The 25,410-nt window shown below is 61.8% G+C and carries 24 protein-coding genes; 21 read left to right on the forward strand and 3 right to left on the reverse strand.

Features of this window, described 5'->3' with window-relative positions:
• Positions 1-113: 113 nt before the first annotated feature.
• From C5F70_RS01545 to C5F70_RS01560, 4 genes are read left to right on the forward strand one after another with little or no spacing between them, the layout of a single operon-like run.
• Complete coding sequence (locus C5F70_RS01545; protein WP_046382354.1) at positions 114-584, forward strand: (2Fe-2S)-binding protein; 471 nt, start codon at positions 114-116, stop codon at positions 582-584.
• Positions 581-2,902 (forward strand): xanthine dehydrogenase family protein molybdopterin-binding subunit, encoded by a 2,322-nt coding sequence (locus C5F70_RS01550; protein WP_104902613.1) that lies wholly within the window; start codon positions 581-583, stop codon positions 2,900-2,902. Before C5F70_RS01545 ends, C5F70_RS01550 begins: the two co-directional genes overlap by 4 nt.
• The gene (locus C5F70_RS01555) at positions 2,902-3,888 is read left to right on the forward strand and encodes an XdhC family protein (RefSeq protein ID WP_057005502.1); all 987 of its coding nucleotides are present in this window, start codon (positions 2,902-2,904) and stop codon (positions 3,886-3,888) included. The genes C5F70_RS01550 and C5F70_RS01555 overlap by 1 nt, the downstream gene beginning before the upstream one ends.
• Positions 3,885-4,469: an NTP transferase domain-containing protein gene (locus tag C5F70_RS01560; RefSeq protein WP_104902614.1), complete on the forward strand. Its 585-nt coding sequence runs from the start codon at positions 3,885-3,887 to the stop codon at positions 4,467-4,469. Before C5F70_RS01555 ends, C5F70_RS01560 begins: the two co-directional genes overlap by 4 nt.
• Positions 4,470-4,626: 157 nt before the next feature.
• Here the strand turns inward: C5F70_RS01560 and C5F70_RS01565 are convergent.
• Both C5F70_RS01565 and rne read right to left on the reverse strand, forming a co-directional pair.
• A protein-coding gene (locus C5F70_RS01565) for an IS3 family transposase (protein ID WP_165933345.1) occupies positions 4,627-5,849 on the reverse strand; the annotation gives its coding sequence in 2 pieces (ribosomal slippage) (positions 4,627-5,498 and positions 5,498-5,849; 1,224 coding nt in all).
• Positions 5,850-5,961: 112 nt separating this feature from the next.
• Entirely contained in the window at positions 5,962-9,171 is a 3,210-nt protein-coding gene (gene rne, locus C5F70_RS01570; protein WP_104902615.1) for a ribonuclease E, read from the reverse strand.
• A gap of 768 nt (positions 9,172-9,939) precedes the next feature.
• Here rne and rluC point away from each other — a divergent pair.
• The 3 genes from rluC to sppA are packed head-to-tail and all read left to right on the forward strand — an operon-like array spanning position 9,940 to position 12,553.
• On the forward strand, positions 9,940-10,899 hold the full coding sequence (rluC, locus tag C5F70_RS01580) for a 23S rRNA pseudouridine(955/2504/2580) synthase RluC (protein WP_046382359.1): 960 nt from the start codon (positions 9,940-9,942) through the stop codon (positions 10,897-10,899).
• On the forward strand, positions 10,886-11,548 hold the full coding sequence (locus C5F70_RS01585; protein ID WP_046489270.1) for an HAD-IA family hydrolase: 663 nt from the start codon (positions 10,886-10,888) through the stop codon (positions 11,546-11,548). The genes rluC and C5F70_RS01585 overlap by 14 nt, the downstream gene beginning before the upstream one ends.
• Positions 11,549-11,569: 21 nt before the next feature.
• A complete protein-coding gene (gene sppA, locus C5F70_RS01590; protein WP_046382361.1) occupies positions 11,570-12,553 on the forward strand; it encodes a signal peptide peptidase SppA in 984 nt (327 codons plus the stop codon).
• A 130-nt stretch (positions 12,554-12,683) separates the two neighbouring features.
• On the opposite strand, the gene C5F70_RS01595 is transcribed toward sppA, so the two are convergent.
• Positions 12,684-13,262, reverse strand: coding sequence for a nucleoside triphosphate pyrophosphatase (locus tag C5F70_RS01595; RefSeq protein WP_104902616.1), 579 nt, complete (start codon positions 13,260-13,262; stop codon positions 12,684-12,686).
• Between the two features lie 105 nt (positions 13,263-13,367).
• Between C5F70_RS01595 and C5F70_RS01600 the strand changes: the two genes are divergently transcribed.
• The 14 genes from C5F70_RS01600 (at position 13,368) to C5F70_RS01665 (ending at position 25,369) form a co-directional block, all read left to right on the forward strand.
• The gene (locus tag C5F70_RS01600) at positions 13,368-13,898 is read left to right on the forward strand and encodes a YceD family protein (RefSeq protein ID WP_104902617.1); all 531 of its coding nucleotides are present in this window, start codon (positions 13,368-13,370) and stop codon (positions 13,896-13,898) included.
• A gap of 13 nt (positions 13,899-13,911) precedes the next feature.
• Positions 13,912-14,094, forward strand: a complete 183-nt coding sequence (gene rpmF, locus C5F70_RS01605) for a 50S ribosomal protein L32 (RefSeq protein WP_008152339.1) — start codon at positions 13,912-13,914, stop codon at positions 14,092-14,094.
• Between the two features lie 4 nt (positions 14,095-14,098).
• A complete protein-coding gene (gene plsX / locus C5F70_RS01610; RefSeq protein ID WP_082118866.1) occupies positions 14,099-15,109 on the forward strand; it encodes a phosphate acyltransferase PlsX in 1,011 nt (336 codons plus the stop codon).
• Between the two features lie 126 nt (positions 15,110-15,235).
• Positions 15,236-16,174, forward strand: coding sequence for an ACP S-malonyltransferase (gene fabD / locus C5F70_RS01615; RefSeq protein ID WP_104902618.1), 939 nt, complete (start codon positions 15,236-15,238; stop codon positions 16,172-16,174).
• A gap of 24 nt (positions 16,175-16,198) precedes the next feature.
• Positions 16,199-16,942: a 3-oxoacyl-ACP reductase FabG gene (fabG, locus tag C5F70_RS01620; protein ID WP_046382365.1), complete on the forward strand. Its 744-nt coding sequence runs from the start codon at positions 16,199-16,201 to the stop codon at positions 16,940-16,942.
• A 192-nt stretch (positions 16,943-17,134) separates the two neighbouring features.
• The gene (acpP, locus tag C5F70_RS01625) at positions 17,135-17,371 is read left to right on the forward strand and encodes an acyl carrier protein (protein ID WP_003175607.1); all 237 of its coding nucleotides are present in this window, start codon (positions 17,135-17,137) and stop codon (positions 17,369-17,371) included.
• A gap of 126 nt (positions 17,372-17,497) precedes the next feature.
• Positions 17,498-18,742, forward strand: a complete 1,245-nt coding sequence (gene fabF, locus C5F70_RS01630; protein WP_046382366.1) for a beta-ketoacyl-ACP synthase II — start codon at positions 17,498-17,500, stop codon at positions 18,740-18,742.
• A complete protein-coding gene (gene pabC, locus C5F70_RS01635) occupies positions 18,742-19,557 on the forward strand; it encodes an aminodeoxychorismate lyase (protein WP_104902619.1) in 816 nt (271 codons plus the stop codon). The genes fabF and pabC overlap by 1 nt, the downstream gene beginning before the upstream one ends.
• 1 nt (position 19,558) lies before the next feature.
• On the forward strand, positions 19,559-20,689 hold the full coding sequence (gene mltG / locus C5F70_RS01640) for an endolytic transglycosylase MltG (protein ID WP_104902620.1): 1,131 nt from the start codon (positions 19,559-19,561) through the stop codon (positions 20,687-20,689).
• Between the two features lie 19 nt (positions 20,690-20,708).
• Complete coding sequence (gene tmk, locus C5F70_RS01645; protein ID WP_046382369.1) at positions 20,709-21,341, forward strand: dTMP kinase; 633 nt, start codon at positions 20,709-20,711, stop codon at positions 21,339-21,341.
• Positions 21,334-22,323, forward strand: coding sequence for a DNA polymerase III subunit delta' (locus tag C5F70_RS01650; RefSeq protein ID WP_046489299.1), 990 nt, complete (start codon positions 21,334-21,336; stop codon positions 22,321-22,323). The genes tmk and C5F70_RS01650 overlap by 8 nt, the downstream gene beginning before the upstream one ends.
• Before the next feature lie 63 nt (positions 22,324-22,386).
• Entirely contained in the window at positions 22,387-23,172 is a 786-nt protein-coding gene (locus C5F70_RS01655) for a TatD family hydrolase (RefSeq protein ID WP_046382371.1), read from the forward strand.
• A gap of 445 nt (positions 23,173-23,617) precedes the next feature.
• Positions 23,618-24,286 carry a TetR/AcrR family transcriptional regulator gene (locus tag C5F70_RS01660; RefSeq protein WP_046382372.1) on the forward strand — a complete coding sequence of 223 codons (669 nt, stop codon included), beginning with the start codon at positions 23,618-23,620 and terminating at the stop codon, positions 24,284-24,286.
• Between the two features lie 114 nt (positions 24,287-24,400).
• Positions 24,401-25,369, forward strand: coding sequence for a GTP 3',8-cyclase MoaA (locus C5F70_RS01665; protein ID WP_102618412.1), 969 nt, complete (start codon positions 24,401-24,403; stop codon positions 25,367-25,369).
• The last annotated feature ends 41 nt before the right edge of the window (positions 25,370-25,410 follow it).

Genomic DNA, 25,410 nt, shown 5'->3' on the forward strand with positions numbered 1-25,410 from the left:
GTCTTCGCAAGAGAGCCTCCTCAGCCTGAGCCCATCTGCGCGCACCCGAACCAGCGATACCTTTCGCGGCAGATGGCTCGCCCCTAAATGCAAAAAATAGGCGGGCGTGCCCAATGATTACCCTGAAACTCAATGGTCAAGACCATCAACTGGACGTCACCGAGGATATGCCGCTGTTGTGGGCGATTCGCGATGTGGCGGGTTACAACGGCACCAAATTCGGCTGCGGCATGGGCCTGTGCGGCGCGTGCACCATTCATATCGACGGCGCCCCGGCGCGCAGTTGCATCACCCCGATCGGCGCGGTCAAGGGCCAGGCCGTGAGCACCATCGACAACCTGCACACCGACCCCATCGGCCAGGTCGTGCAGCAAGCCTGGCTGGACAGTGCCGTGGCCCAGTGCGGTTACTGCCAGGGCGGGCAAATCATGTCGGCCACCGCGCTGCTGAAAACCAACCCCAACCCCAGCGACGAGCAGATCGAGGAGGCGATGGTCGGCAATATCTGCCGCTGCGGCACCTACAACCGCATCAAGACCGCGATCCGCCAGGCCTCGACGCACCTGCAGGGGGCCAAGGCATGAACCGCTTACCCGCTGATTTCGTCCTCGATAACCTCAGCCGTCGCGGTTTCCTCAAGGGCGTCGGCGCCACCGGCGCGCTGGTGATCGCCGCCAGTTGGGGCCTGCCCGCCGCGTTTGCCGCCGATGCCGCCAAGAAGTATGGCGGCGATGCCATGCCCCATGGGCTGATCGATGACCCCAAGGTCTACGTCAGCATTGCCACCGACGGCACCGTGACCGTGATCTGCAACCGTTCGGAAATGGGCCAGGGCGTGCGTACCAGCCTGAGCCTGGTAGTCGCCGATGAGTTGGACGCCGATTGGGCCCACGTGCGCGTCCAGCAGGCGCTGGCTGACGAAGTGCGTTACGGCAACCAGGACACCGATGGCTCGCGCAGCATGCGCCACTGGTTCGAACCGATGCGGCGTTGCGGCGCGAGTGCGCGCGCGATGCTGGAACAGGCGGCTGCCGAACAGTGGAAGGTGCCGCTGGGCGAGTGCCGTGCGCAGCTGCATAAGGTGGTTCACCAGCCCAGCGGTCGCACCTTGGGCTATGGCGAGCTGGCCGCCGCTGCCGGAGCATTGGCGGTGCCGGCGCGCGACACGCTGCGCCTCAAGCAGCCGTCGGAGTTCCGCTACATCGGCAAAGAGGGCGTCAAGGCCATCGACGGCGCCGATATCGTCAACGGTCGCGCGGTCTACGGCGCGGACGTGCATTTCGACGGCATGCTCTACGCCACCATTGCACGGCCGACGGTGTATGGCGGCAAGGTCAAATCCTTCGATGCCAGTGCGGCGTTGAAGGTGCCGGGGGTGATCAGGGTCCTCGAAATCGAAAGCCGGCCTCTGCCCTCGGAGTTCCAGCCGCTGGGCGGCGTGGCCGTGGTGGCCAGCAACACATGGGCGGCGATCAAGGGCCGCGAAGCGCTGGCGATTGTCTGGGATGACGGCGTCAACGCCGGCTACAACTCGATCGATTACCGCAAGGAGCTGGAAGCGGCCGCGCGGCAACCGGGCAAAGTGGTGCGCAACACCGGCACCCTCGAGCAGGCGATGAACGAGGCCGACAGCACTTTGGACGCCGCTTATTATTTGCCGCATCTGGCCCAGTCACCGATGGAACCGATGGTTGCCGTTGCCCGTTTCGACAAGGGCCAGTGCGAAGCCTGGGCCCCCAGCCAGGCGCCCCAGGTGACCCGTGAGCGCGTCGCCGAGCGCCTGGGCCTGCCTTTCGATAACGTGACGATCAATGTCACGCTGCTGGGCGGCGGTTTCGGTCGCAAGTCCAAGCCGGACTTCGTGGTCGAGGCGGCCATCCTCGCCAAGGAATTCCCCGGCAAGGCCGTGCGCGTGCAGTGGACTCGTGAAGATGACATCCACAACTCCTACTTCCACACGGTTTCCGCCGAGTACCTCAAGGCTGGCCTGAACAAGGACGGCCTGCCTTCCGCCTGGCTGCACCGCACCGTCGCGCCGAGCATCACCGCGTTGTTTGCACCGGGGATGAACCACGAGGCGGCGTTCGAGCTGGGCATGGGCTTTACCAACATGGCCTACGCGATTCCCAACGTGCGCCTGGAAAACCCCGAAGCCGCCGCCCACACCCGGGTTGGCTGGTACCGCTCGGTGTCGAACATCCCGCATGGCTTTGCGATTCAGAGCTTTGTCGATGAGCTGGCGCACAAGGCCGGCCAGGACCCGTTGCAGTACCAACTCAAACTGCTTGGGCCGGACCGTCAGATCGATCCGAAAACCCTGAGCGATGAGTGGAACTACGGCGAATCCCCGGAGCGCTACCCGATCGATACCGCCCGCCTGCGCGGCGTCCTCGAAACCGCCGCCAAAGCCGCCGGCTGGGGGCGCACGCTACCCAAGGGGCGAGGCCTGGGGCTGGCGGTGCATTACAGTTTCGTCACCTATGTGGCGGCGGTGATCGAGGTGGAAGTCAAAGACGACGGCACGCTGATCGTCCACAAGGCGGATATCGCTGTGGACTGCGGCCCGCAGATCAACCCGGAACGCATTCGCTCGCAATTCGAAGGCGCCTGCGTGATGGGCCTGGGCAACGCGGTATTGGGCGAGATCAGCTTCAAGGACGGCAAGGTCCAGCAGGACAACTTCCATATGTATGAAGTGGCGCGCATGTCCCTGGCGCCCAAGGTCGTCGCGGTCCACCTGGTCACGCCACAGGGCGAGGTGCCGTTGGGCGGTGTCGGTGAGCCCGGCGTGCCGCCGATTGCGCCGGCGCTGTGCAACGCGATCTTTGCCGCCACCGGCAAGCGTATTCGCAACCTGCCCGTGCGTTATCAGTTGCAAGGCTGGCAGGAGGCGAAGGCTTGATGGACAGCGTGGATCTGAATGTCCTGCGCAGCGTGCTCGAATGGCGCCGCGCGGGGCAGCGGGTGGTGTTGTACAGCGTGGTCCAGACCTGGGGCAGCGCGCCGCGTCCGCCCGGGGCCATGCTGGCCTTGCGCGGCGACGGGGTGGTGATCGGCTCGGTGTCCGGCGGTTGCATTGAAGACGATTTGATTGCGCGTCTGCAGGATGGTCGGTTGGCGGACGACGGGCCCGCGGTGCAGTTGGTGACCTATGGCGTGACACGCGATGAAGCGGCGCGTTTCGGCCTGCCGTGCGGCGGCACCCTGCGCCTGACCGAAGAGCGCGTGACGGAGTGGCAGTGGGTGGCCGAGTTGCTGGCGCGCTGTGACGCCCATGAAATCGTCGCTCGGGAGCTGGACCTGGCCACCGGCGACGTGAGCTTGAGCCCCGCGAGCAAGACCGACGTGGTGAGCTTCGACGGCGAGCGCCTGCGCGCCATTTATGGCCCGCGCTGGCGCCTGCTGTTGATCGGCGCCGGGCAGTTGTCCCGCTACGTGGCGCAGATGGCGCGGTTGCTGGATTTTGAAGTGCTGATCTGCGACCCGCGTGAAGAGTTCGCGTATGGCTGGGAAGAGCCGCACGGTCGCTTTGTGCCCGGCATGCCTGATGAAGCGGTGCTGAACATCCAGACCGACGAACGCACGGCCATCGTCTGCCTGACCCACGATCCGCGCCTGGACGATATGGCGTTGCTGACGGCACTGAACTCCAATGCGTTCTATATCGGCGCGCTGGGTTCGCGGGTCAATACGCGTAAACGCCGGGAAAACCTGGCGGCGCTGGGGTTGTCTGCGCAGGCGATCGCGCGGTTGCATGGGCCGATCGGTTTGCATATCGGCAGTCATACACCGGCGGAGATCGCGCTGTCGTTGCTGGCGGAAATTGTCGCGATCAAGAATGGCGTGGCGCCACTGCAGAAAAAGCCGCTGTCGGTGCAGGTTGAATGACCGTTACGGTGATTGTGCTGGCGGCGGGGCAGGGCAGTCGTTTTCGCGCTGAAGCCGGGGCAGATCGGGATAAATTGCTGGCTGAGTGCGTCGGCCGGGACGGGGTGGTGCGGCCGGTGATCGAGCAGGTGCTGGTGAATTTGCCGGCGTGGGCGCTAAAGCGCGTGCTGGTGACGTCGCCCGAGCGGCTTGAAGTCATTCGTCTGGCGCAGGTCCATGGCTGCGAGGTAGTGCAGCTGTGCTCGGTCGGAATGGGCGACAGCATTGCGGCAGCGGTCGCGGCCAGTGGTTCCAGTGATGGCTGGCTGGTGGTGCTGGGTGATATGCCGTTCATTCTGCCGTCCAGTATTGAACGGGTGTTGGAGCGCATAGATGGTATCAGCGTGCCGGTGCATGCCGGCCAGTATGGGCATCCGGTTGCGTTTGGACGAGCGTTTGGGCCAGCGTTGATGGCGTTGACGGGCGATCGCGGGGCCAAGCCGCTGTTTGCCCAGGGGCAGGTGCGCGAGATCCAGGTAAACGACCCTGGCGTACTCTGGGATGTGGATCTGCCGCATCTGTTGGATTTCAAACCGCTCTGAAATGTGGGAGGGGGCTTGCCCCCGAATGCGGAGTGACAGGTTCAACATCTGTGCCTGTCCCTCCGCCATCGGGGGCAAGCCCCCTCTCACATTGAATCTTCGGTGTTTTCAGAATTTGTTTGTCTAGTCCTGAAATAGGTTTACACCTATTTCAGTCTCAAAACGCCCGGTGCACCGCATCGGGCGTTTTGTATTTCAGGGAGAAATGCGGTCGCTCCCCGTTGTAGATCCGCACCGACTCATCCACCATCTTTACTGCGTCTGCCAAGTCTTTGGGGCGATGTAGCAAAAATTCAGTTTTCAAAATCCCGTTTATCCTCTCGGCCATCGCGTTCTGATAACAATCATAACCGTCGGTCATTGAGCACCTGATCCCGTGCTTGATGTGCATCCGCTGGTATAAGTCGGAGCAGTATTGGGCGCCGCGGTCTGAGTGATGGACAAGCGGCTCCTTGGAGCTTCGCTGGCTAACCGCTTTCTGCAGCGCTTTGATCACCGATTCCGTATGCAGGCTTTCATGCACATGATGACCTACGATCTTGCGTGAGTACGCGTCCGTTATCAGGCTGACGTAGGCGACACTTTCCCGCGTTGGTAGATAGGTAATGTCTGCGACCCAAACCTGTTCGGGCCTGCTGGCTACGACTTGTTCCGGACCTGCTTTGAGCAGGTTTGGATGGCGGCGAAAACGATGATGGCTATGAGTGGTTTTATGGTAGGCCCGCTTGCGTGGAACGAGCGCTCGCGCCTCTCTCAAGATGGCAAACAGGCGGTCTCTGCCGACACTTAATGCCGCTCCAGCCTCAATGCTCATCAGGTAATGCAGCTTGCGCGTTCCTAGCCTGGGTTGGCGTCGACGCTTTTCCAGAACAAAGTCCACCACTTCCTGGTCCTGGCGGACTCGGGCATCAAAAACTCGATTGCGTTTGTAATACGCTTGACGCGAAATACCCATGAACAGGCAAGCCCTGGTAATGCTCAGGTCTTGGATTTGCCCTTGCGAGAGGACTTGCCGGGTCGCTTTTTTACAATGGAAACACCGTAGTCATTTTTCAAGACATTCACGACAGCCTCAAAGAACTGGGCTTTCTGATTGCTCAGTGCCAGTTGCTCTTCAAGCTCTTTGATCCGCTGTTCGGGTGTTAGCGGGAGGTTGGGGTCGGTCATTGGCTTGCTCCGCGGCGCTCGAATTGATGCGCCTTGGCTCCAGTCCTGTCGGCCATGCTTGCGTAACCAAACCAGTACCGTGGACCGGCCCTGAATGCCAAAGCGCCGTTGAGCCTCTTTATAACTTAACTCGCCTTTTTCGACTTGGTCTACGACCGATAATTTAAAAGCTAACGTGTAGTCGCGCTGGCTGCGCCTTTTGCCCGTATCCATTGAATCCTCCTGAAGATAGGTCAGAAGGCGTAAACCTTATTCAGGACGGGACAGTTGGCATAAAAAAGCCCCGCCTGAGTGATCAGGCGGGGCTTTTCAGTGGCTGATGGAATCAGACGAGGGGTTTAGGCTCGTGCTCTTCTTCCAGGGCCTTTGGGTGGTGCTCTGCCACTTCTTCAACGGAACGCGGGGTCTCGTCGACGATAGGGGCAGCGTGCTCGACCACTTCGGCGACAGCCGGTGCGGCAGCGGCAGCAGCGGCGGCCGCTTCGGCTTCCTTGCGACGACGGCGCACTTCACGTGGGTCGTTCGGCGCGCGGCCGTTTTCGGTCAGGGCGCTGGCCGGTGCGGCTTCAACCACCGGGGCGGCGGCTTCGGCAACCACGGGCGCTTCAACCACTGGCGCAGGCTCGGCAACCACTACCGGAGCGGCTTCAACCACTTCGGCAACCGGGGCCGGTGCGGCTTCTACCACGGGGGCAGGCGCTTCAACCGGGGCGGCAGGTTCGGCAGTCCACTGGAAGGCGGTCTGTTCTTCGCGAACTTCACGCACGGCCGGGGTGGCGGCTTCGACAACCGGAGCTTCTACAACAGCTTCAACCACTGGCTGTGGCTCAACCACTGGGGCAGGCTCGGCGGCAGCCACTTCTTCTTGCGGCTGGACTTCGCGAACCGGCGCAACTTCCACTTCCGGAGCCGCGGGGGCTTCGATCGGGGTGGTTGCTTCTACGACCGGTGCTTCAACCACTGGGGTCTCGGCGACTGGCGCTTCTACCGCAACGGTTTCTTCGACAGCGGCAGTGGCGCGTTCAGCCTGCTCGTGAGCCTGGGCTTCGGCAGGTGCGCTGATGACCGAGCTGGCAACAGCGGCGGTAACGGCCAGGCCGGCAGCCAGTTCGGTGCTGGTCGGTTCGCTGGTAGCGGCTTCTGCGTTCTCGCCGGCTTCTTCTGAGCCTTCGATCACATTGCCGTTGGCGTCACGTTGACGCTCGCGACGGTTGCTGCGACGACGCTGGCCACGGGAGCGGCGGCGCGGACGATCGCCTTCGGCGTTGTCCTGGCCGTCTTCCTGCAGTTGCTCTTCGCCGGTCAGCACTTCTTCTTCGCTGGCGGCAGCCGCCTGCTCGGTACGTGGTTGACGTTCTTCACGCGGTGGGCGCGGTTGACGCTCTTCACGTGGCGCACGCTCTTCACGCGGCGGGCGAGCCGGGCGTTCTTCCTCGGTAGTGGCGGCAACAGCAGCGGCGGCAACGGCAACGGCTGGCGCAGCGTCCAGCGGCTCGCGCAGTTCACGCACACGTTCTTCACGCTCGCCACGCGGCTTGCGATCTTCACGCGGTGCGCGTGGTGGACGTGGTGCGCGCTCTTCGCGCGGTGCGCGTTCTTCGCGGGCTACGACCGGGGTCTCTTCACGGGCTTCACGGGCTTCGCGAGGCGCACGCTCTTCACGGGGTGCGCGCTCTTCACGCGGGGCCCGTTCTTCGCGCGGCTTGCGCTCTTCGTCACGGCGACCGTTGCGGTTACGGCTCTGCTGGCGACCGTTGCGACGCTCTTCGTTACGCGCCGGACGCTCGGTGGCAGGTTTTTCGACCACCACCGGTGCCGCAGGCTCTTCCTTGCTGGCGAACAGGCTGACCAGCGATTTCACCAGGCCCTTGAACAGGCTTGGCTCAGGCAAGGCGGCCGGAGCTGCGACCGGGGCAGCCACTTCAACCGGAACCGGTGCGTTGGCACGCGCCGGAGCGGTCTTCACGGCGGCTTCCTGGCGAACCAGGGTGCGGGTCGCGGCGGCTGGCTGGACTTCTTCCACTTCGGCAGCGGCAGCGGCGATTTCGTAGCTGGACTGGCCGCTGTGGGCTTCCGGGCTGTCATCACGCAGGCGCTGCACTTCGAAGTGCGGCGTTTCGAGATGATCGTTCGGCAGGATGACGATACGGGCACGGGTGCGCAGTTCGATCTTGGTGATCGAGTTGCGTTTTTCGTTGAGCAGGAACGCGGCAACCGGGATCGGCACTTGTGCGCGGACTTCGGCGGTGCGGTCTTTCAGGGCTTCTTCTTCGATCAGGCGCAGGATCGCCAGGGACAGCGATTCAACGTCACGGATGATGCCGGTGCCGTTGCAACGCGGGCAGACAATGCCGCTGCTCTCGCCCAGGGACGGACGCAGGCGCTGACGGGACATTTCCAGCAGGCCGAAGCGCGAGATGCGGCCGACTTGCACGCGGGCACGGTCAGCTTCCAGGCATTCGCGGACTTTCTCTTCCACGGCGCGCTGGTTCTTGGCGGGGGTCATGTCGATGAAGTCGATCACGATCAGGCCGCCGATATCACGCAGGCGCAGCTGGCGGGCGATTTCTTCAGCCGCTTCCAGGTTGGTCTGCAGGGCGGTTTCTTCGATGTCGCTACCTTTCGTGGCGCGCGCCGAGTTGATGTCGATGGACACCAGGGCTTCGGTCGGGTCGATCACGATGGAGCCGCCGGAAGGCAGTTCGACCACGCGCTGGAAGGCGGTCTCGATCTGGCTTTCGATCTGGAAACGGTTGAACAGCGGAACGCTGTCTTCGTACAGCTTGATCTTGCTGGCGTACTGCGGCATCACCTGGCGGATGAAGGTCAGGGCTTCGTCCTGGGCTTCGACGCTGTCGATCAGCACTTCGCCGATGTCCTGGCGCAGGTAATCGCGGATGGCGCGGATGATCACGTTACTTTCCTGGTAGATCAGGAACGGCGCGGAACGATCCAGGGACGCTTCTTTGATGGCGGTCCACAGTTGCAGCAGGTAGTCGAGGTCCCACTGCATTTCTTCGCTGCTGCGGCCCAGGCCGGCAGTGCGGACGATCAGGCCCATGTCGGCTGGAGCGACCAGGCCGTTCAGCGCTTCACGCAGTTCGTTGCGTTCTTCGCCTTCGATGCGACGGGAAATGCCGCCGGCACGCGGGTTGTTCGGCATCAGTACGAGGTAACGACCGGCCAGGCTGATGAAGGTGGTCAGGGCGGCGCCCTTGTTGCCACGTTCTTCTTTTTCGACCTGGACGATGACTTCCTGGCCTTCGCTCAGGACGTCCTTGATGTTCACGCGGCCTTCGGGGGCTTTCTTGAAGTATTCGCGGGAGATTTCTTTGAGGGGCAGGAAGCCGTGGCGCTCGGAGCCGAAATCGACAAAGGCAGCCTCAAGGCTTGGTTCGATGCGAGTAATACGGCCTTTATAGATGTTGGCCTTCTTCTGCTCGCGTGCGCCGGACTCGATGTCCAGGTCGTAAAGGCGTTGGCCATCTACCAGCGCAACACGCAACTCTTCGGGTTGAGTTGCGTTAATCAGCATTCTTTTCATGTTGTACCGTCGGTTTCCGGGCTGCCGGAAACGGCGTTCGGCACACACGACTTCTCACGGTCGGTGTCAGGTGCGTCAAGAGTGGTTGGCCACTCCAGTGTCCAGCAATAACCGGCGAATTGGGCTGGTATCGCGACGGACGCGTCCTGCTTGTTAGCGGTGGTGACAAAGGCACCACTTCAACAAAAGCTAAGGTCAGGAGGAGGAATCAACCGGCGACTGTGGACGAGATGAAGCGTCTATATATAAGCCTAGTGCTACACGGTCCGACGGTTGTGCATCTCCACCCTACACGTATCCCTGATAATTCGGGTGCTGCCGCGCGCAGAATCCGCAGCGGGTTGGCATTTACCGTGTTCTCCAATGGGGAGTCCACGCTCATGGCTAAACAAGACCAAGTGTGGGCGATTGCGCTCTCACTCGGCTCTTAACAGGCGTTGTTTCCGAAGCATTCGCCATGGTGTGTCCCAAGACTGACTGCACTTTGTGAACTGGCCGTAAATATCGGCGCAAAATGCGAGTATTCACTCTGCTTTCTGCACTCGCTTCAGGCCTCATGTCACCTGCGCTTGTTACAATCTCGGGCTTTCCAAGGTAACGAAAGCCCCGTAGGACGGCCTCGCGTCCTGATGAATTGCGAAGGTCAGGGCCGGCAATTTGCCGCAAGTCCTCTGTCCAGGCCGCTTTTGGCGGCGTTCGCGACTATAGCAGTAATGATTAAGTGCTTCAATTCCATAAAAAATTGTTATCATCGCCGACATGACGACTACCGCCCCCCAGACCCCCAGCGTCCAGCTGCTCGAGGTCTCGCCGGAATATGCCGGCCAACGCATCGACAATTTTCTCCTGGCCAGGCTCAAAGGCGTGCCCAAGACCTTGATCTACCGCATTTTGCGTAAAGGCGAAGTGCGCGTGAACAAGGGTCGCATCAAGCCCGAGTACAAGCTGCAGGCGGGTGATATCGTGCGGGTGCCGCCGGTGCGCGTGCCTGAGCGCGACGAACCTGTGCCGCTGGCTCAGGGCCTGTTGCAGCGCCTTGAAGCGTCGATTGTCTACGAAGACAGCAAGCTGATCGTGATCAACAAGCCCTGCGGCATTGCGGTTCACGGCGGCAGCGGCCTGAGTTTCGGCGTGATCGAAGCCTTTCGTCAGTTGCGTCCGGATGCCAAGGAGCTGGAGCTGGTCCATCGCCTCGACCGCGACACCTCCGGCCTGCTTATGATCGCCAAGAAGCGCAGCATGTTGCGCCACTTGCACACCGCCCTGCGCGGCGATGGCGTGGACAAGCGCTACATGGCGCTGGTGCGCGGCAACTGGGCCAGCTCGATCAAGAGCGTGCGCGCGCCGTTGCAGAAGAGCAACCTGCGCTCCGGCGAGCGCATGGTCGAAGTGGACGAGGAGGGCAAAGAAGCCCTGACCCTGTTCAAGGTGCTGCGCCGCTTCGGCGACTTCGCCACCCTGGTCGAGGCCAAGCCGGTCACCGGGCGCACTCACCAGATTCGCGTGCACACCCTGCATGCGGGCCACTGCATTGCCGGTGATACCAAGTACGGCGACGAGGCGTTCTCCAAGGAGATTCGCGACCTGGGCGGCAAACGCCTGTTCCTGCACGCCTACATGCTCACCGTACCGCTGCCCGATGGTGGCGAATTGAAATTGCAGGCGCCGGTCGATGAGATGTGGGCCAAGACCGTGGAGCGTTTGAGTGCCGCACCTTGACTACAAACTGCTGATTTTCGATTGGGACGGCACGCTGGCCAACTCCATTGGCCGTATCGTCGAGGCCATGCACATGGCCTCGACGCGTTCTGGCTTCGAGCTGTGCAGCGATCTGGCGGTCAAGGGCATTATCGGCCTGGGGTTGCCTGAGGCGATTCGCACTTTGTACCCGCACATCGCTGACGCTGAATTGGTCGCGTTCCGCGAGCATTATGCCGATCACTACATTGCGCTGGAGGCCGAGCCTTCGCCGCTGTTTGATGGCGTGGTGCAGTCCCTGGAAGCGTTCCGCGCCGAGGGTTATCAGCTGGCGGTCGCCACCGGCAAGGCCCGCCGCGGCCTGGACCGGGTGCTCAGGGCCCACGGCTGGGAAGACTATTTCGACGTTACCCGCGCAGCGGACGAAACCGCCAGCAAGCCCCATCCGCTGATGCTTGAGCAGATCCTCGCCCATTGCGGCGTGTCGCCACGCCAGGCGTTGATGGTCGGCGACGCGTCCTTCGACCTGATGATGGCGCGCAATGCCGGCATGGACAGCGTGGCGGTCAGCTACGGTGCGCAGGCTGCCGAGGCGCTGCAGGCATACGAGCCCAGGCTGACGATCGATCATTTTTCTGAATTGCAGGCCTGGCTCAGCCGGGCCCACTGAGTCTTTGCTGGGGTAGATGGCATGAGTGATGAGTGGAAAGCGCCCGAAAAGGCCGACAGCAGTGACGACAAGAGTTGGAAGCTGCTGGAGAAGACCCTTCTGGCCAGCGTGCAAGAGCAGCGTCGTTCGCGGCGCTGGGGGATTTTCTTCAAGCTGCTGACCTTTGTTTACCTGCTCGGCATGCTGGTGCTGTTCAGCCCGCTGGTGGACATGGAAAAAACCGCGACCCGTGGCTCCAGCTATACCGCCTTGATCGAAGTGCGCGGGGTGATTGCCGACAAGGAGTCCGCCAGCGCCGACAATATCGTCACCAGTCTGCGCACCGCGTTCGAAGACCCCAAGGTCAAGGGCGTGATCCTGCGCATCAACAGCCCGGGCGGTAGCCCGGTGCAGTCGGGCTACGTGTATGACGAAATTCGCCGCCTGCGCGCGCTGCATCCGCAGATCAAGCTGTACGCGGTGATCTCCGACCTGGGCGCCTCGGGTGCGTATTACATCGCCAGTGCCGCTGACCAGATCTACGCCGACAAGGCCAGCCTGGTGGGTTCCATTGGCGTCACGGCGGCCGGTTACGGCTTTGTCGGCACCATGGAGAAGCTCGGTGTGGAGCGTCGCACCTACACCTCGGGCGAGCATAAGGCGTTCCTCGACCCGTTCCAGCCGCAAAAGGCCGATGAAACCCAGTTCTGGCAGAGCGTGCTCGACACCACTCATCGCCAGTTCATTGCCAGCGTCAAGCAAGGGCGCGGTGATCGTCTGAAGGACAAGGACCATCCGGAGCTGTTCTCCGGGCTGGTCTGGTCTGGCGAGCAGGCCTTGCCGCTGGGCTTGATCGATGGTCTGGGCAGTGCCAGTTCGGTGGCGCGGGACGTGATTGGTGAAAAGGAACTGGTGGACTTCACCGTTCAGGAGTCGCCGTTTGACCGGTTCTCCAAGAAACTCGGCGCCAGCGTGGCGGAGAAGTTGGCCTTGTACATGGGCTTCCAGGGCCCGACCCTGCGCTGAGATCCCAAGGTCTGCGTAGATAAATGTGGGAGGGAGCTTGCTCCCGATAGCAGTGGATCAGCCAGCTTATCTGTAGCTGACCCACCGCAATCGGGAGCAAGCTCCCTCCCACATTTGGTTTTGCGCTGGTTTAAGGGATTTGCACGCCCTCAGCCAGCAGCATATCCACCAGGCGAATCAGCGGTAGGCCGACAAGGCTGGTCGCATCCGGGCCTTCGGTGCTTTGAAACAGGCTCACGCCCAGCCCTTCGGCCTTGAAACTGCCTGCGCAGTCATAGGGTTGCTCGATCCGCAGGTAGCGCTCGACCCGCTCCGCGTCCAGCACGCGCATGTGTACAGTGAACGGCACGCAGTCGACCTGGCAATGCCCGGTCTCGCTGTTCAGCAGCGCCAGCCCGGTGAGGAAGCTGACACGCTTGCCGCTGGCCGCCAGCAGTTGCTCGCGGGCGTTCTCGAAGGTGTGGGGCTTGCCGATGATTCGGCCTTCGAGTGTGGCGACCTGATCGGAGCCGATGATCAGGTGCCCTGGATGGCGGGCGGCGAGGGCGCGGGCTTTCTCTTCGGCCAGGCGCTTGACCAGTTCGACGGCTGACTCATTTGCGCGGTGGCTTTCATCGATATCCGGTGAGCTGCAGATGAACGGTAAGTGCAGGCGGCTCAGCAATTCCCGGCGATAGACCGAGCTGGATGCGAGTAATAAAGGCAGCATGGGCGTCTCCTCAGGGCGACCGGGGATTCTAGCGGGACGACCGGCTGACGCACAGGGCTGAATTTCCTTTGACATGGCTGGGGGCATCCCTATAATGCTGCGCCTATGTTGAATGACCCGATTCCACCTCACGTTGACCCGCGCAAATTGGCTGATCGTGGCACTTCCCTTCAAGGTGAATTGCTGCTGGCCGATTTGGAGAGACTCTGCGACCCGCTTTCCGACACTGTCGGTACGGTGCAGGCCAAATTCGTTTTTGAACGAGATGAACGTAAATCTGTGGTTATTCACAGCTTTATCGACACCGAGGTCAAAATGGTTTGCCAGCGTTGTCTTGAGCTGGTCACCCTGCCGATTCACAGCGAATGCAGTTACGCTGTGGTAAAGGAGGGTGCGAATACCCAGTCGTTGCCGAAAGGTTATGACGTGCTGGAACTGGGCGAAGATCCTTTGGATCTGCATGCACTGATCGAGGAGGAGCTTTTGCTCGCCTTGCCCATTGTGCCTGCTCATCATCCGGAAGAATGCCAGCAGCCGGCGGGCCTCGATGACGAGTCCGAACCGAGCAAGGACGAGGTAACGCGGTCCAACCCGTTCAGTGTATTGGCGCAGTTAAAGCGTGACCCAAACGTTTAGGAGTTAATCAATTATGGCTGTTCAGCAGAACAAAAAATCCCGCTCTGCCCGTGACATGCGTCGTTCGCACGACGCCCTGACGGCAAGCACTCTGTCTGTAGAAAAAACCACCGGTGAAATTCACCTGCGTCACCACGTATCGCCAGAAGGCGTATACCGTGGCCGTAAAGTGATTGACAAGGGCGCTGACGAGTAATCACTTGTCTGCTCAAGTCATCGCGATTGACGCAATGGGCGGGGACTTCGGTCCCCGCAGCATTGTTCAGGCTTGTATTGCCAGCCTGTCTGCTACGCCCTCGCTGCACCTGACCCTCGTCGGTCAACCTTCCCTTCTTGAAGAACTGATTGCCAGCCATCCGGCGGTGGATCGCGCGCGCCTGACAATTACGCCTGCCAGCGAAGCCATCGGCATGGATGAAAAGCCAGCGGTCGCCCTGCGTGGCAAGCCCGACTCTTCAATGCGGGTCGCCCTTGAGTTGTTGCGTGATGGCAAGGTGCAAGCCTGTGTCAGTGCCGGTAATACGGGCGCGCTGATGGCGTTGTCGCGGCATGTGCTCAAGACCTTGCCGGGGATCGACCGGCCGGCGATAGTCGCGGCGATACCGACGCAGACAGGCTATTGCCAGTTGCTCGACCTGGGCGCGAATGTCGATTGCAGTGCCGAGCATCTGTTCCAGTTCGCCGTGATGGGCTCGGTGGCTGCCGAGGCGCTGGGTGTGGCCCGTCCGCGCGTGGCCTTGCTGAATATCGGCATCGAAGACATCAAGGGCAACCAGCAGGTCAAGCTCGCCGCCGCTTTGCTGCAAGGTGCGCTGGGGTTGAACTACATCGGCTTTGTCGAAGGCGACGGTTTGTATCGCGGCGAGGCGGATGTGGTGGTGTGCGACGGGTTTGTCGGCAATATCCTGCTTAAATCCAGCGAAGGCCTGGCGACCATGATTGCCACGCGGATCGAGGCCTTGTTCAAGCGCAACCTGGCCACACGCCTGGTCGGCGCCCTGGCGTTGCCGCTGATGCGCCGCCTGCAGGAGGACCTGGCCCCGGCGCGGCATAATGGCGCAAGCTTTCTCGGCTTGCAGGGCATCGTGGTGAAAAGCCATGGCTCGGCGGGGGTGGAAGGCTTTCAGAGTGCGATTGCACGGGCGTTGATCGAGATCCAGGAAAACCTGCCGCGACGCTTGCACGGCCGCCTGGAAGATCTGTTGCCTTAGGCGAATCGGCCCGGGAATGCTTAAATGTGACCGGCCGGTTCAATTGACCATCCAATCTGTCAGTTTCGTGCGCTCCCATCGTAGGAGCGCCTATATCCGACGACCAGATCATTAGGGGCTTGTTACATGTCTACATCCCTCGCATTCGTCTTTCCAGGGCAGGGTTCGCAGTCCCTCGGCATGTTGGCCGAGCTGGGCGCGCAATATCCGCTGATCCTGGAAACCTTCAAGGAAGCTTCCGATGCCCTGGGTTACGACCTGTGGGCGCTGACCCAGCAGGGGCCGGAAGAGCAACTCAATCAAACCGATAAAACCCAGCCGGCCATCCTCACCGCTTCGATCGCCCTGTGGCGCTTGTGGCTGGCGGAAGGCGGCGCGCGTCCGGCGTTCGTCGCCGGTCACAGCCTGGGCGAATACAGTGCCCTGGTCGCTGCGGGCAGCCTGACCCTCGCTGAAGCGGTCAAGCTGGTCGAGCGTCGTGGCCAGTTGATGCAGGAAGCGGTTCCGGCCGGGCAGGGTGGCATGGCCGCCATTCTCGGCCTGGATGATGTGGTGGTGATCGCAGCCTGTGCCGAAGCGGCCCAGGGCGAAGTGGTCAGCGCGGTGAACTTCAACTCGCCGGGCCAGGTGGTGATTGCCGGTGCCAAGGCCGCCGTTGAGCGCGCCATCGAAGGCTGCAAGGCCCGTGGCGCCAAGCGTGCCTTGCCGTTGCCGGTGAGCGTGCCGTCGCACTGCGAGCTGATGCGCCCGGCGGCCGAGCGTTTTGCCGAGTCCATCGCCGCCATCAACTGGCAGGCGCCGCAGATCCCGCTGGTGCAGAACGTCAGCGCGGCGGTTGCCGCGGATCTCGACACCCTCAAGCGCGACCTGCTGGAACAACTCTACAAGCCGGTGCGTTGGGTTGAATCGGTACAGACCCTGGCCGCCAACGGCGCCACCGAGTTGGTCGAGTGCGGCCCGGGCAAAGTCCTGGCCGGCCTGAACAAGCGCTGCGCCGACGGCGTGTCGACCTCCAACCTCAATACCCCGGATGCCTTTGCGGCCGCTCGCGCGGCACTGGCCTGAACCCCGAACTTAGGAGAAGCCTGCATGAGTCTGCAAGGTAAAGTTGCACTGGTTACCGGCGCGAGCCGTGGCATTGGCCAGGCGATCGCCCTGGAACTGGGCCGTCAGGGCGCCGTCGTGATCGGCACCGCCACTTCCGCCGCGGGCGCCGAGCGTATCGCCGCGACCTTGAAGGAAAACGGCGTGCAGGGCACCGGCCTTGAGCTGAATGTGACCAGCGATGAGTCCGTGGCTGCCGTACTGGCCGAGATTACCGCACAGTTCGGCGCGCCGGCGATTCTGGTGAATAATGCCGGTATCACCCGCGATAATCTGATGATGCGGATGAAAGACGACGAGTGGCATGACGTCGTCGACACCAACTTGAACAGTCTGTTTCGCCTGTCCAAGGGCGTTTTGCGCGGCATGACCAAGGCGCGTTGGGGTCGAATTATCAATATTGGCTCCGTAGTGGGTGCCATGGGCAACGCAGGCCAAGTAAACTATGCCGCGGCGAAAGCCGGTCTGGAAGGTTTCAGCCGCGCACTGGCGCGTGAAGTCGGCTCGCGGTCGATTACGGTCAACTCGGTGGCCCCTGGGTTCATCGACACCGATATGACCCGCGAACTGCCGGAAGCACAGCGTGAAGCCTTGCTGACGCAGATTCCGCTGGGCCGTCTGGGCCAGGCTCAAGAGATCGCGAATGTGGTCTCTTTCCTGGCATCCGACGGTGCGGCATACGTGACTGGGGCTACAATCCCGGTTAACGGCGGGATGTACATGAGTTAAATTGTGACGGATCGCTTCAAAAAAATGTCATACGAGCTGTCTAAAATCCGTTATAAAGCTGCAACTTAATTTATACGCGGGTGGCCGACCGGGTACGGGGTGAACCTTTCAGTTGAAAAGCTGAAATGGCTTTCTATACACTTACCCACTGGCCAGCTGCCTGAATTTGTCCATTAGGAGTGAAAACAAGGTATGAGCACCATCGAAGAGCGCGTCAAGAAAATCGTTGCCGAGCAACTGGGCGTTAAAGAAGAAGAAGTGGTCAACACCGCTTCCTTCGTTGAAGACCTGGGTGCCGACTCCCTTGACACCGTTGAGCTGGTGATGGCTCTGGAAGAGGAATTCGAGACCGAAATCCCGGACGAAGAAGCTGAAAAAATCACTACCGTTCAAGCTGCAATCGACTACGTTACCAGCCACCAGGCGTAATAGTTTGTAGTCGTCGCTTGCTGTCAGGGAAAAACCGCACTGCTGTAACGGCGTGCGGTTTTTTCTTTAGCTCTGATGAAAAGTGATTCTGAAGCAAAGTGTCGTCATTAGAAAAAGGAGAGTGCTGTGTCGCGTAGACGCGTCGTAGTCACCGGTATGGGTATGTTGTCGCCACTGGGCACGGATGTGCCGAGCAGTTGGCAGGGCATTCTGGCTGGCCGCAGTGGTATTGGTCTGATCGAACACACGGACCTTTCTGCCTATTCCACCCGTTTTGGCGGCTCGGTAAAGGGGTTCAATGTCGAGCAATACCTCTCGATCAAAGAGTCCCGCAAACTCGACCTGTTCATTCAATACGGCCTGGCAGCCGGTTTTCAGGCAGTGCGTGACGCTGGTCTGGAAGTCACCGACGCCAACCGTGAACGCATCGGTGTGGCCATGGGTTCGGGTATTGGCGGTTTGACCAATATCGAAGAAACCAGTCGCACGTTGCACGAGTCCGGTCCGCGTCGAATTTCACCGTTCTTCGTGCCGGGTTCGATCATCAATATGATTTCCGGTTTCCTGTCCATCCATCTGGGAGCACAGGGACCTAACTACGCCATTGCCACGGCTTGCACCACAGGCACGCATTGCATCGGCATGGCCGCGCGCAATATCGCCTATGACGAAGCGGACGTGATGATTGCCGGCGGCGCTGAAATGGCGGCCTGCGGCCTGGGCATGGGCGGCTTCGGCGCGTCGCGTGCGCTGTCGACCCGCAACGACGAGCCGGCTCGTGCCAGCCGTCCGTGGGACAAGGGCCGTGACGGTTTCGTCCTGGCCGACGGCGCCGGTGCGCTGGTGCTGGAAGAGCTGGAACACGCCAAGGCGCGTGGCGCGACGATCTACGCCGAGCTGATCGGCTTTGGCATGAGTGGCGACGCCTACCACATGACTTCGCCACCGGCCAACGGCGCCGGTGCTGCGCGTTGCATCACCAACGCCCTGCGCGATGCGAAGATCAGCCCGGACCTGGTGCAGTACATCAACGCCCACGGCACTTCGACAGCGACCGGCGACCTGGCGGAAGCCGAAGCGATCAAGTCGGTGTTCGGCGAGCACGCCTACAAGCTGGCGGTCAGCTCCACCAAGTCCATGACCGGCCACCTGTTGGGTGCGGCGGGCGCGGTCGAAGCGATCTTCAGCGTGCTGGCCATCAGGGATCAGGTCGCTCCGCCGACCATCAACCTCGATGAGCCGGATGAAGGCTGCGACCTGAACTTCGTGCCTCATGAAGCGCAGAAGATGCCGATCGACGTGGTGTTGTCCAACTCGTTCGGTTTCGGTGGCACCAACGGTTCCCTGGTGTTCCGCCGGTTCGCCGAGTAATGCTCAGCTGGGTCGACGGTCAGCCAGCGGACAGCGTGCCCCTGAAAGATCGTGGCCTGGCGTATGGCGATGGCCTGTTCGAAACCATCGCCGTCAAGGCCGGGCAACCGGTGTTGCTCGACCGCCACCTGCAACGCCTGGCCGAGGGTTGCAGGCGGTTGGCATTGGTTGTGGACCCGGCATTGGTCCGCAGCGAAGTGCTCGCTTATGCCAGCGCCCTCGGCGACGGCGTACTCAAATTGATCCTCACCCGAGGCGACAGCCTGCGCGGTTATGGCATCAACCCCGGCGCCCCGGTGCGCCGTATCCTGCAGGGCAGTGCGCCTGCTGCTTATCCCCAGGCTCATGGCAACGACGGTATCCGCCTGTTTCCGTGCGCCACCCGTTTGTCCGAACAGCCGCTGCTGGCCGGTCTCAAGCACCTCAATCGCCTCGAACAAGTGATCGCGCGCGCCGAGTGGCAAGATACCGAGCATGCCGAAGGTTTGATGCTGGATATGTCCGGGCGCGTCATCGAAGGCGTGTTCAGCAACCTGTTCCTGGTGCGTCACGGCGTGTTGTTGACCGCTGATCTGAATCGTTGCGGCGTGGCCGGCGTCATGCGTGCCGAGGTACTGGCCCAGACGCAGGCGCTCGGCACCCCGGTGGTCGTGGCCGATATCAGCCTTGAGCAGTTGCAGTCGGCCGACGAGGTTTTTGTCTGCAACAGCGTTTATGGCATTTGGCCGGTGCGCGGCTGTGCTGCGATGAGCTGGTCGGTTGGGCCGCTCACCCGTAAACTGCAGGGCATTGTTCGCGCGCTATTGGATATTTGAGTTGATACGAAAACTGTTGTTACTGCTGCTGATCGGTCTGTTCGCGGCGGCGTTGCTGTTGGGGTTTTCGGCCTGGAAGCTCGACTCAACCCTCAAGCAGCCCTTGCACCTGACCGAGGAGCAACTGCTCGACGTCCCCGCCGGAGCCACGCCGACCGGCACTTTCAATCGCCTGGAAGCCGACGGTGTGCTCGACGGCGCCTTCTGGTTGCGTCTGTACTGGCGGTTCAACCTCGAAGGCCAGCCATTGCACAGCGGCGAATACCGCCTCACTCCCGGCCTCACCGCCCAAGGCTTGATCGGCCTGTGGCAGCGTGGCGAAGTGGTGCAATACAGCCTGACCCTGGTGGAGGGCTGGAATTTCCGCCAAGTGCGCTCGGCGCTGGCCAAGCATGAAAAGATCGTGCAGAGCCTTGCCGGCCTGAGTGACAGCGAAGTGATGGACAAGCTCGGCCACCCAGGGGTTTTCCCCGAGGGGCGGTTCTTCCCCGATACCTATCGCTTTGTGCGCGGCATGACGGATGTCGAGTTCCTCAAGAAAGCCTACAACCGCCTGGACGATGTGCTCGCCCAGGAGTGGAGCAAACGCGCCGCCGACGCGCCGTACACCGACCCCTACCAAGCGCTGATCATGGCCTCCCTGGTGGAGAAAGAGACCGGTGTGCCGGAGGAGCGCGGGCAGATCGCCGGGGTATTCGTGCGTCGCATGAAGATCGGCATGCTGCTGCAGACCGATCCGACGGTGATCTACGGCCTGGGCGAGCGCTACAACGGTAAGCTGACGCGTGCCCATCTCAAGGAAGCCAACCCCTACAACACCTACATGGTTGCCGGGCTCCCGCCGACACCCATCGCGATGGTCGGCCGCGAGGCGATTCATGCGGCGCTGAACCCGGTGCCGGGTAGCAGCCTGTATTTCGTTGCCCGAGGTGATGGCAGTCATATTTTCTCGGACGACCTGGATGCACATAATGCCGCGGTGCGTGAGTTCCAGCTCAAGCGTCGCGCCGATTACCGTTCCAGCCCGGCGCCGCAGGTGAAACCGTTGGAAGGCCCCGCGCCGACGAACGATGCCCCCGACGCAGCCGCCGAGCCTGCGCCGGACGCCGCCGCATCGCAAAGCCCGCAATGACTCTGACTAAGGACTGCCTGTGACTGGCTTGTTTATTACCCTGGAAGGCCCGGAAGGCGCCGGCAAAAGCACCAACCGCGATTACCTGGCCGAGCGTTTGCGCGCTGCGGGCGTCGAGGTGGTGCTGACCCGCGAGCCCGGCGGTACGCCGTTGGCCGAGCGCATCCGTGAAGTGCTGCTGGCCCCAGGCGAAGAACAGATGAACCCGGACACCGAGTTGCTGCTGGTGTTCGCCGCACGCGCCCAGCACCTGGCCGAAGTGATTCGCCCGGCGCTGGCCCGCGGCGCCGTGGTGATTTGTGACCGCTTCACCGATTCCACCTATGCCTACCAAGGCGGTGGCCGCGGCCTGTCCCAGGCGCGCATCGCCACCCTGGAGACCTTCGTCCAGGGCGATTTGCGTCCCGACCTGACCCTGGTGTTCGACCTGCCGGTGGAAGTCGGCCTGGCCCGTGCCAGTGCGCGTGGCCGCCTGGACCGCTTCGAACTGGAAGGCCAGGCGTTTTTCAACGCCGTGCGCAGCGCGTTCCTCGCCCGGGCCAAGGCCGAGCCGGCGCGTTACTACCTGTTGGACGCCGCCCAGCCGCTGGCCCAGGTGCAGCAGGCCATCGATGCGCTGCTACCCACATTGCTGGAGCGCGCCCGTGGCTGAAGCCTACCCTTGGCAGGACAGTCTCTGGCAGCAACTGGCGGGGCGTGCCCAGCACGCCCACGCCTACTTGTTGCACGGCCCGGCGGGTATCGGTAAGCGCGCACTCGCCGAACGCCTGATGGCCAGCCTGCTGTGCCAACGTCCGGTCAACCTGGAAGCCTGCGGCGTGTGCAAGTCCTGCCTGCTGCTCAAGGCCGGCAGCCACCCGGACAACTACCTGCTGGAACCCGAGGAAGCGGACAAGGCGATCAAGGTCGACCAGGTGCGTGACCTCGTCAGCTTTGTGGTGCAAACCGCGCAGATGGGCGGGCGCAAGGTCGTACTGATCGAGCCGGTGGAGGCGATGAACATCAACGCGGCCAACGCCTTGCTCAAAAGCCTCGAAGAACCTTCCGGCGATACCGTGCTGTTGCTGGTCAGCCACCAGTCCAGCCGCTTGTTGCCGACCATTCGCAGCCGTTGCGTGCAGCAGGCGTGCCCATTGCCCAGCGAGGCGATGAGCCTGCAATGGCTGGAACAGGCTTTGCCGGACTGTTCCGAAGCCGAACGCGTCGAGTTGCTGACCCTGGCCGCCGGCTCCCCCCTGGCCGCCGTGAAGCTGCAGGCCCAGGGCGTGCGCGAGCAACGCGCACTGGTGGTGGACGGGGTGAAAAAGCTGCTCAAGCAGGAGTTGTCCGCCACCCAGTTGGCGGAAACCGCCTGGAAGGACATCCCCTTGCTGCTGCTGTTCGACTGGTTCTGCGACTGGTCGAGCCTGATCCTGCGCTACCAGTTGACCCAGGATGAAAATGGCCTGGGCCTGCCGGACATGCGCAAGGTCGTGCAATACCTCGCGCAGAAAAGCGCACAGGACAAGGTGCTGAATATCCAGGACTGGATTCTCGCCCAGCGCCAGAAGGTCCTCGGCAAGGCCAACCTCAACCGCGTGCTGTTGCTCGAAGCGCTGCTGGTGCAGTGGGTCGGTTTGCTCGGCCGGCGTTAATTTCCGTGGCCGACGGGTGTATCGTCGGTCAGATCCTTCCCGTGATTGAAGTTGTCATTTCCTATGCTCGTAGATTCCCATTGCCACCTTGATCGCCTCGACCTCGCCCAACACGGCGGTTCCCTCGACGCCGCCCTGGAAGCGGCCCGCCAGCGTGGGGTCGGGCACTTCCTGTGCATCGGCGTCAGTGCCGACAATGCGGCCGACGTCAAAGCCCTCGCGGATCGCTACGCGGACGTGGATTGCTCGGTGGGTATCCACCCGCTGGACCTCAAGCCTGGCGAAGCTCCGGCCCTCGACTGGTTGCTCGGCGAACTCAACCACCCACGGGTGGTGGCGATTGGTGAAACCGGCCTGGACTATCACTACGAGCCCGAAGCCGCGCTATTGCAGCAAGCGTCGTTCCGCCTGCACCTGCACGCCGCCGAGCAGACCGGCAAACCGGTCATCGTCCACACCCGCGGCGCCCGCGCCGACACCCTGAGCCTGCTGCGCGAAGCCGCATTGCCCCAGGCCGGCGTGCTGCATTGCTTCACCGAAGACTGGGACATGGCCAAGGCGGCCCTCGACCTGGGGTTCTATATTTCCCTGTCGGGCATCGTCACCTTTCGCAATGCCGACGCCCTGCGTGACGTGGCGCGACAAGTGCCGGCCGACCGGTTGCTGGTGGAAACCGACTCGCCGTACCTGGCGCCGATTCCCCATCGCGGCAAGCCGAACCTGCCGGAGTATGTGCGTGACGTGGCGGATTACCTGGCGATGCTACGCGGTGAATCCTACGAACGCTTTGCCGAACAGACCACCGAGAACTTCAAGCGCCTGTTCCCGCTGGCGCATGTCGCAGGTTGACGCGACCAAATCCGAGGCAAAAAAAACCCGGGTTCTGGGGGGGGAATCCGGGTTAAGACCATTAGGAGTAAAACAAGGGCACGCAGTCCGTCGGTACCCAGGTCGACGCTTCACTTGGGGGAGATGTCGCGCCGACAGTTGAAGTATTGATCAGTATCCGATTCAGTCCAGTCGCGTCTGGTCGTTTTTTAAACAGATTTGGAATACGCGCGCTTCGCTTGAGTTCTCATTGAGCGGATGTACAGGCGTAGACGTCACGTATTATTTCTGACTGAACGCCATGAATTCGTCGGCATGCTGAAAGTAATGTGTGTGAGCGGTTCACATAAGCGTTGCCCAACGACCGTTCAGTCGGGATAATCCCTCGTACCGGGTAAATCGTATCGCCACGTCTCCTTGGCCCTGCGCAACCCTCCCTATACCGACCTCTGCAGACCTTTTCCTCATGCAAAAAGAACCCCGTAAGGTCCGTGAGTTTCGCCGCCGCGAGCAGGAAATTCTCGACACCGCCCTCAAGTTGTTCCTCGAACAAGGTGAAGACAGCGTTACCGTCGAGATGATCGCGGATGCCGTAGGTATCGGCAAAGGCACCATCTACAAGCACTTCAAGTCCAAGGCCGAGATCTACCTGCGCCTGATGCTCGACTACGAGCGCGACCTGAACGAGCTGCTGCATTCGGCCGATGTGGACAAGGACAAGGAAGCCCTGTCGCGGGCCTACTTCGAGTTCCGCATGCGTGACCCGCAGCGCTACCGCCTGTTCGACCGCCTGGAAGAGAAGGTGGTCAAGGGCCATCAGGTGCCGGAAATGGTCGAGGAGTTGCACAAGATCCGCGCCTCGAACTTCGAACGCCTGACCCTGCTGATCAAGGGCCGCATCAGCGAAGGCAAGCTGGAAGACGTGCCGCCGTATTTCCACTACTGCGCCGCCTGGGCGTTGGTGCATGGCGCGGTGGCGCTGTACCACTCGCCGTTCTGGAGCAATGTATTGGAAGATCAGGAGGGTTTCTTCCAGTTCCTGATGGACATCGGTGTGCGTATGGGCAACAAGCGCAAGCACAGCAGCGAGCTGCCACCCGTTGACGCTGCACCTGCTGGCACACCTGCCGCGTAATGATTTGCTGCCAGGTGCAGTAACCCAGGAATATACTCAGGTAAGGCTATTGCCAAAAGCTGATTTATGAGTCAGCTTTTGCTGCGTCTGAATTATCCTCTGCCGGAGTGATCCATGATCGTTGATCGTCAAGGCAGGCGTTTTCGCAATTTGCGGATCAGCCTGACCTCAGCCTGCAATTACGCGTGTACCTATTGCGTGCCTAACGGCAAGCGGCTGGTGGCTGCCCAGGACGAACTCTCGGCCGAGGCCATGGCCCGTGGCGTGGCTTACCTGATCGAAGCCGCCGGTATCGAGCGCCTGCGCATCACCGGTGGTGAGCCGTTGGTCAGCCCCAAGCTGGAAGCCTTCATGGGCGCCGTGGGCGGGATGGGCCTCAGTGAGATCAGCCTGACCACCAACGGCCAACTGCTGGCGCGCAAACTGCCGCTGCTGGTGGACGCCGGCATTCGGCGCATCAACGTATCCCTCGACACGCTGAACGCCGAGGCCTTCCGCAGCATCGCCCGTGGCGGCGACCTGGCCACGGTGCTCGATGGCATGGACCAGGCGCGCGCGGCCGGGATCAAGATCAAGGTGAATATGGTGCCGTTGCGCGGCCAGAACCTCGATCAGGTGATGCCGCTGCTCGACTATTGCCTGGAACGGGGCTACGAGCTGCGCTTTATCGAACTGATGCGAATGGGCCACCTGGCCAAGGACTCCAATGCCTTCCTGCAGCAATTCGTCAGCCTTCAGCAACTGCTGAGCCTGATCGGCGAACACCACGAATACCTGCAAGCCAACGCTCCCGTGGACGCCACGGCGGTGCGCTACGAAGTGCCGGGCAAGGGTTTCTTTGGGGTGATCGCCAACGAAAGCGTGCCGTTCTGCCGCACCTGTTCACGGTTGCGGCTGTCGTCCACCGGTTGGTTGCATGGCTGCCTGTCGTCGAGCAATCGTCACTATGTCGGCGACCTGCTGGATAAACCTCGCCACCAGGCGCTGCCGGCCTTGCAAGGCTTGCTGATCAAGGCTCTGGGCGACAAACAGGAAGTGGCGTTCTCCGGTGGTGCGACCATCATGAAAATCATCGGCGGCTAACCCGGTTTTCAAGATTGCGCACAATCCAGTGTGGGAGGGGG

It is taken from the genome of Pseudomonas sp. LH1G9, from assembly GCF_002949975.1.
Lineage (GTDB): Bacteria > Pseudomonadota > Gammaproteobacteria > Pseudomonadales > Pseudomonadaceae > Aquipseudomonas > Aquipseudomonas veronii.

What these genes read in the sequence shown, in the direction of transcription:
- C5F70_RS01545 (WP_046382354.1), top strand. Translation starts at nt 114, where the DNA reads ATGATTACCCTGAAACTCAATGGTCAAGACCATCAACTGGACGTCACC.
- C5F70_RS01550 (WP_104902613.1), top strand. Translation starts at nt 581, where the DNA reads ATGAACCGCTTACCCGCTGATTTCGTCCTCGATAACCTCAGCCGTCGC.
- C5F70_RS01555 (WP_057005502.1), top strand. Translation starts at nt 2,902, where the DNA reads ATGGACAGCGTGGATCTGAATGTCCTGCGCAGCGTGCTCGAATGGCGC.
- C5F70_RS01560 (WP_104902614.1), top strand. Translation starts at nt 3,885, where the DNA reads ATGACCGTTACGGTGATTGTGCTGGCGGCGGGGCAGGGCAGTCGTTTT.
- rne (WP_104902615.1), bottom strand. Translation starts at nt 9,171, where the DNA reads ATGCTGATTAACGCAACTCAACCCGAAGAGTTGCGTGTTGCGCTGGTA.
- rluC (WP_046382359.1), top strand. Translation starts at nt 9,940, where the DNA reads ATGACGACTACCGCCCCCCAGACCCCCAGCGTCCAGCTGCTCGAGGTC.
- sppA (WP_046382361.1), top strand. Translation starts at nt 11,570, where the DNA reads ATGAGTGATGAGTGGAAAGCGCCCGAAAAGGCCGACAGCAGTGACGAC.
- C5F70_RS01595 (WP_104902616.1), bottom strand. Translation starts at nt 13,262, where the DNA reads ATGCTGCCTTTATTACTCGCATCCAGCTCGGTCTATCGCCGGGAATTG.
- C5F70_RS01600 (WP_104902617.1), top strand. Translation starts at nt 13,368, where the DNA reads ATGTTGAATGACCCGATTCCACCTCACGTTGACCCGCGCAAATTGGCT.
- rpmF (WP_008152339.1), top strand. Translation starts at nt 13,912, where the DNA reads ATGGCTGTTCAGCAGAACAAAAAATCCCGCTCTGCCCGTGACATGCGT.
- fabD (WP_104902618.1), top strand. Translation starts at nt 15,236, where the DNA reads ATGTCTACATCCCTCGCATTCGTCTTTCCAGGGCAGGGTTCGCAGTCC.
- fabG (WP_046382365.1), top strand. Translation starts at nt 16,199, where the DNA reads ATGAGTCTGCAAGGTAAAGTTGCACTGGTTACCGGCGCGAGCCGTGGC.
- acpP (WP_003175607.1), top strand. Translation starts at nt 17,135, where the DNA reads ATGAGCACCATCGAAGAGCGCGTCAAGAAAATCGTTGCCGAGCAACTG.
- pabC (WP_104902619.1), top strand. Translation starts at nt 18,742, where the DNA reads ATGCTCAGCTGGGTCGACGGTCAGCCAGCGGACAGCGTGCCCCTGAAA.
- C5F70_RS01655 (WP_046382371.1), top strand. Translation starts at nt 22,387, where the DNA reads ATGCTCGTAGATTCCCATTGCCACCTTGATCGCCTCGACCTCGCCCAA.
- C5F70_RS01660 (WP_046382372.1), top strand. Translation starts at nt 23,618, where the DNA reads ATGCAAAAAGAACCCCGTAAGGTCCGTGAGTTTCGCCGCCGCGAGCAG.
- C5F70_RS01665 (WP_102618412.1), top strand. Translation starts at nt 24,401, where the DNA reads ATGATCGTTGATCGTCAAGGCAGGCGTTTTCGCAATTTGCGGATCAGC.